This window comes from Sutterella sp. (assembly GCF_030539355.1).
GTDB lineage: Bacteria > Pseudomonadota > Gammaproteobacteria > Burkholderiales > Burkholderiaceae_F > Sutterella.
In genome coordinates, this window is sequence record NZ_JAUNSF010000046.1 from 17355 (window position 1) to 22072 (window position 4718).

7 protein-coding genes are annotated in these 4718 nt (G+C 54.3%); 2 read left to right on the top strand and 5 right to left on the bottom strand.

Annotation, left to right across the window (positions count from 1 at the left end):
* The 5 genes from Q4F91_RS07840 to traA form a co-directional block, all read right to left on the bottom strand.
* Positions 1 to 299 (bottom strand): hypothetical protein (locus Q4F91_RS07840; protein ID WP_303336444.1); only part of this gene is annotated, 299 nt, incomplete at its 3' end.
* Positions 289 to 1185 carry a type-F conjugative transfer system secretin TraK gene (locus Q4F91_RS07845; RefSeq protein WP_303336446.1) on the bottom strand — a complete coding sequence of 299 codons (897 nt, stop codon included), beginning with the start codon at positions 1183 to 1185 and terminating at the stop codon, positions 289 to 291. The genes Q4F91_RS07845 and Q4F91_RS07840, both read right to left, overlap by 11 nt.
* Before the next feature lie 159 nt (positions 1186 to 1344).
* Positions 1345 to 1938, bottom strand: coding sequence for a TraE/TraK family type IV conjugative transfer system protein (locus Q4F91_RS07850; RefSeq protein WP_303336447.1), 594 nt, complete (start codon positions 1936 to 1938; stop codon positions 1345 to 1347).
* Positions 1939 to 2086: 148 nt separating this feature from the next.
* The gene (gene traL, locus Q4F91_RS07855; RefSeq protein WP_303336449.1) at positions 2087 to 2371 is read right to left on the bottom strand and encodes a type IV conjugative transfer system protein TraL; all 285 of its coding nucleotides are present in this window, start codon (positions 2369 to 2371) and stop codon (positions 2087 to 2089) included.
* A gap of 10 nt (positions 2372 to 2381) precedes the next feature.
* Positions 2382 to 2576 carry a TraA family conjugative transfer protein gene (gene traA / locus Q4F91_RS07860; RefSeq protein ID WP_303336451.1) on the bottom strand — a complete coding sequence of 65 codons (195 nt, stop codon included), beginning with the start codon at positions 2574 to 2576 and terminating at the stop codon, positions 2382 to 2384.
* Between the two features lie 314 nt (positions 2577 to 2890).
* Between traA and Q4F91_RS07865 the strand changes: the two genes are divergently transcribed.
* Together Q4F91_RS07865 and Q4F91_RS07870 are read left to right on the top strand one after the other, a co-directional pair.
* Positions 2891 to 4132, top strand: a complete 1242-nt coding sequence (locus Q4F91_RS07865) for a site-specific integrase (RefSeq protein WP_303336453.1) — start codon at positions 2891 to 2893, stop codon at positions 4130 to 4132.
* A gap of 194 nt (positions 4133 to 4326) precedes the next feature.
* Positions 4327 to 4718, top strand: a 392-nt coding sequence (locus Q4F91_RS07870) for a hypothetical protein (RefSeq protein ID WP_303336455.1), incomplete at its 3' end; no start/stop codon positions are given.

A 4718-nucleotide genomic window follows, 5' to 3' on the forward strand; every position in this document is an offset into this window, starting at 1 on the left:
GCGCTCTGGATGTTCCTGAGCTGCTTCTCGACGTTGTCGAGCCGCGCCTCCTGCTGCGAGATGAAGGCCTGGCGCTGCGCGCGCTCGGGGTGCAGCGTCAGATCGTTCTGCACGACCGAGGCCGGGTCGGTCTCCTTCTCGCCCGAGTCGGCGCTCATGAAGAGGCCGGCCGTGATGACCGCCGCCCCGGAGAAGCCGAGGATGATGAGGAGCATGATCTGGTTGACGCGCCGCGGGCCGTTCTCGAGGCTGTCCTTCGAGAAGCGGCTCCGGATCGCGTCGAATGTGTCATTCGCCATTGCCCGCCTCCACGAAGATCACCGTGGCCGTTTCGCCGAAGGAGAGCGTCGTGCGGTCGACGGCCACGGCGAGCGACGTCGGGCCGATCAGCGCCGCGTCGTTGATCTCGGCCGTGCCGAGGCGCGGGTTCCTCACGGCGATGACCGCGGCGGCCATGCCGGTCGAGGCCCAGCAGGACTTCACGCGGGGCTTGAGCGCCTCGAGCGCCTTCACCGCCCTCGTCAAGGACTGGGAGGGCCGCGGGCAGGCGCCGCGGCGCATCACGTCGGGGGCCTCCTCGTCAAGGAGCGCATGACGCACGAGGCGCTTCACGGCCTCCTCGTAGTTGCTCGCCCTCAGGGGCTCGAGCACCCGCACGGACCGGGTGTCGGTGCCGGCCCTCGGCGCGGACGAGCGCTGAAGCACGATGTTCTGCGGGCCGGTGAGCTCGGAGGAGACGAGGATGATCGAGATGCTTTCGCCCGATTCGGTCGAGAGGTAGAGCGCGATGTCGCCTTCGCGCAGAGGCTGCACGTAGACCTGCCCGAGGCGGGCGTCGGTCTGGACCGAGAGGTCGTTGCGGTCGTAGACCGCCGAGAGAATGCGCTCGCCCATGATGGCGAGACGCGTCGGGCGCATGAGCGGCACCTCGAACGTGAGCGAGGCACTCGCTTCCTTGGCGCGCCTGTAAGAGGCGGCGCCGGCGGAACGGGACGGGGACGTGGTGGCGGTGGCGAGGGACGGAGCGCCGTCCTGGGGGAAGGCTTCCCAGTCGGCGGATTCGGATGCTGCGGCGTTTGCGGAGAGCGCGCCGAGGGAGAGGAGAAGGCAGGAGGAGAGGGCTGTGAGGCGGGCGATGGCGGTGGTTTGCCGTCGCGGGGGACTTTTGCAATGTCGCGGGTTCACTTCTGTGTGTCCTTGGAGGTGCGGGTTGAAGGAAGGGCGGCGGGGTGCAGTTCCCCCTTTTCCCGGCGGGGCTGGTCGGGACCGTCGGGGCGAGGAGAAAAAACGAACACCCCGCCTGCCCGGAAGACCGTCAATCGGGGAAGGCGGGGTAAGAGGAAATCAGTGGAAGATCTTCGAGGCCTCGTCGGCGGAGATCTCGGCGATGGTTCTGAGGAAGAGGCGGCCGGTGTCGTAGCGCCAGGTGAGGCGGTAGACCGCGGTGCGGGTCTCGGTGACGACCGAGCCGATCATCACCTTGCGGGTTCCCTTCACCTCGGCTGTCATCGACGAGGTGTCGGTGCGGGTGCGGTAGGGAAAGAAGACGATCGAGGCGTCGTCGGCGGCGAGGCTCCTGTGCTCCTCGCGCAGTTTCTTCTTGAAGACGCCGTAGACCTCGGGGTCGACGAGCTTCATGAGCTTCGCGTAGGCCGACTCCATGTTGACCGGCGTGATGTTGGTGAGCAGCGTCACCGCGTTGAGGCTCGCCTGCTCGAGATAGCGCGCGTCGGGCTTCGTGTCGGTGAACTGCCACCCGGCCACCGGGTCGTCCGAGCCGTACGGGGCAATGATCGTGAGCACCGGCGGCGTGCGCAGAAGCAGCACGGCCGCGAGCAGGATGTTGAGAACCATGCTCGCGGACCAGGTGAGCGTGAAGAAGCGGTGCACGCCGATGCGCATGACTTCCAGGCCGGTGTGGGCGGAGTTGGTGGTCATAGTTCGAGGCCCCGGCCCCGCGGGGCGGGGACTTCAAGGGCGGAAAAGTTTGCGGGACTCCCTCTCCTGCGGGGGGCTTTTGCAGTAAACAAAGGCAGAAACACCGCGCGGAGAGGGAGGTTTTTTGCTAGAGTGCCGTGCTGGTCTTTCAGCCGAGCAATCGCCGCTTGTGAGAGGGAGGCGTGCGCTCGAGCTGAAAGCCATCGAGCCACCAGTAGGTCAAGTGCAAGGCGAAGCCTCTGCTGCACTTGCTTGAGAGCCGGCGCCAGATCCAGGCGGCGATCGCTCCGAGGCCGCCCCCGATGAAGGGGTGGTTGAGCAGACCGCCCACGATGATTCCGACGCAGGTGATCAGCACATCCTCGACCTCCCAGAACAGGAACCGGGGATTGATCTCCAGGCTCTTCGGCACCGCGTGACCCTGAGGCAGCATGGGCTGCCTCTTAGGCCGTGACGGTGAAGATCGAGTTGATGATCGCCGGCGTGCACATGAGGGCAAGACCCGCGCCGATGCTCACCACCGCGCCCACGAGCGAGCCGCGGATGAGACCGACGGCGAGGCCGATCAGGAGGAAGGCGAGAGCGAGGCCCTTGCCGAGCGTGCCCTGGGTCCAGCCGAGGAGGCGGCCGTAGATCATGCAGTGAGACGTAGACCTAGGTGAAAGGTCAATGATCAGGTCATGAGACCTGAATGAACATCCTTATATATCAAGTATTTAGTTACAAGGATGGTTGAGTTCCGTTGAAGGGCGAATGACCCATCAATGCGATGCAATCCGTAAGATCGTTGGCAGAGCGTCGGCAACGGATTTGTTCACCATTCTTCTCGTTCTCATCGGATGGGGGCGAAGGGTGTGACACGTAACCAGGTGGCCTGCCAGCCTGATTGTGCCGACCTCTTGATGTCGTTCCGCAAGGGAACGTGAACTATATCGTCATCAGGAGGTAAAGGATGAAAATCACGGAACGAAACGTATTTTCCGTAAAAGATGGATGTTATCTGATATCCCCTCAATTATTTCTGGTTGTCAGGGGCGACGGCAAATACAGAAGCTATGTCGTCAAGTATACCATCTTTGGTAAGAGAAAGGAAATCAGTCTAGGGAATCCAAAATATATTCCTCTTCAGTTGGTGAAGGAGGAGTCGGTCAGAATACGGCAGCTTATAGCTGATGGAATAGATCCCAGGGAAGAAAGAGATAGAAGTAATAGAAGAAAGTTAGGGGAAACATTCGAAGAATACACGTTAAAAATTTGGAAATCGCATTGTACATTAAAGCAATATAAGTCAGAAAAAACGGCCGAACTTCAAATGTGGAGACTGAAGAAGTGGGTATTTCCGTATTTCAAGGATAAGCCAATCTCTGAAGTTAAGGTAAGCGATGTAGTAGGTTTGTTTAAGATTTTGATTAAAGAAGTTCCGGGATCAACAATGAAAATTATTGGTTTAGTTAAGACGATATTTAATTATGCGCTTAGAGATGGATTGTATGAAGGAATCAATCCAGCTTCATGGGAAAATGCGTTAGAAGGATACTTGCCGGAGTATTCAAAGATTCATAAAAGGAAACATTATAAGTCTGTCAGTATTGAGGAATTGAGGGAGTATCTGCTAAAGGGGATTAGAAATAATCATACCGCGTCTTTATGCATTTCTTTTATTGCTCTGAGCGCTTGCAGAAATTCGGAAATCAGATTACTAAAGTGGGGAGAGATTGATTGTGAGAACCAGATCATAAATATCCCCGCGGACAGGCGTAAGGACGGTATAGCTGAGGATTTCAGGGTTCCGATGGTTCGACAGATGAATATAATTCTGGATTATTTGAGCCAGGAAATGAAGCAGGAATATGTATTTTATGGCAGATACAATACATGTTATAAACTGGGAGATCTCGGCGTTCACGCAAAATCGCTATTTGAAAGCAGAGGAACGATTCACGGGATGAGATCGACGTTTCGAGTATGGGCGGCTGAGAATGGTGTAGATACCATGTTGGCAGAGAAATGTCTGATGCACAATATAGGAAATAAGACTTATCGAGCTTATCAACGAAGCGATTTGTTGGATCAAAGAAAAGCCATTATGCAAAGATACGCGGATGAATTGCTTCCATTGGAACAACTAGAAGAAGCATTATCAGAAAGAAATGATGTTAGAGACACTAGTTCGTTAAGGAAATTAAATAAGTAATATAACAGACCTGGTAATCTTATATGATAATAAGTCCAGATAATGTTTTATCTGTTGCGAATGGGGATTATTGGATAGCTCCGCAACTGTATCTTAGAGTTAATGATAAGAAAAGGGAAAGATTTTATTTTGTCTCATTGAGATCGAAAACAAGCCGAGGCATTATTTTAATCGGTAGTGCAAAGACAATTTCCTTGGAAGATGCCAAAGAGAAGACCATTGTCATCAGGAAAATGTGGAGCGACGGAATCGGTTTAGATGAAATTAAAGAAAGAATCAAAGTTCAAAAGGCAAATGAAAGTCTTGAGGAGTATGTTAATAGGATATGGGAAAGACATTCCGAAGAAAAGGGTTATAAAAATCCTGCGACATTAAAAAATCAGATGTATGCATTAAACAAACATGTATTCACATACTTCAAGGGACGAGCTATGCGAGCCATTAATGAGAACGATATTAGAGAGTTCCTAGAAAATTTGAATGCCAGAATACCTAGGTCCGCGAGCAACGTAGGGTATCTATTAAAGGAAATATTTGATTATGCAATTAGAGATGGGGTTTATAAACGTCTGAATCCAGTTGTATT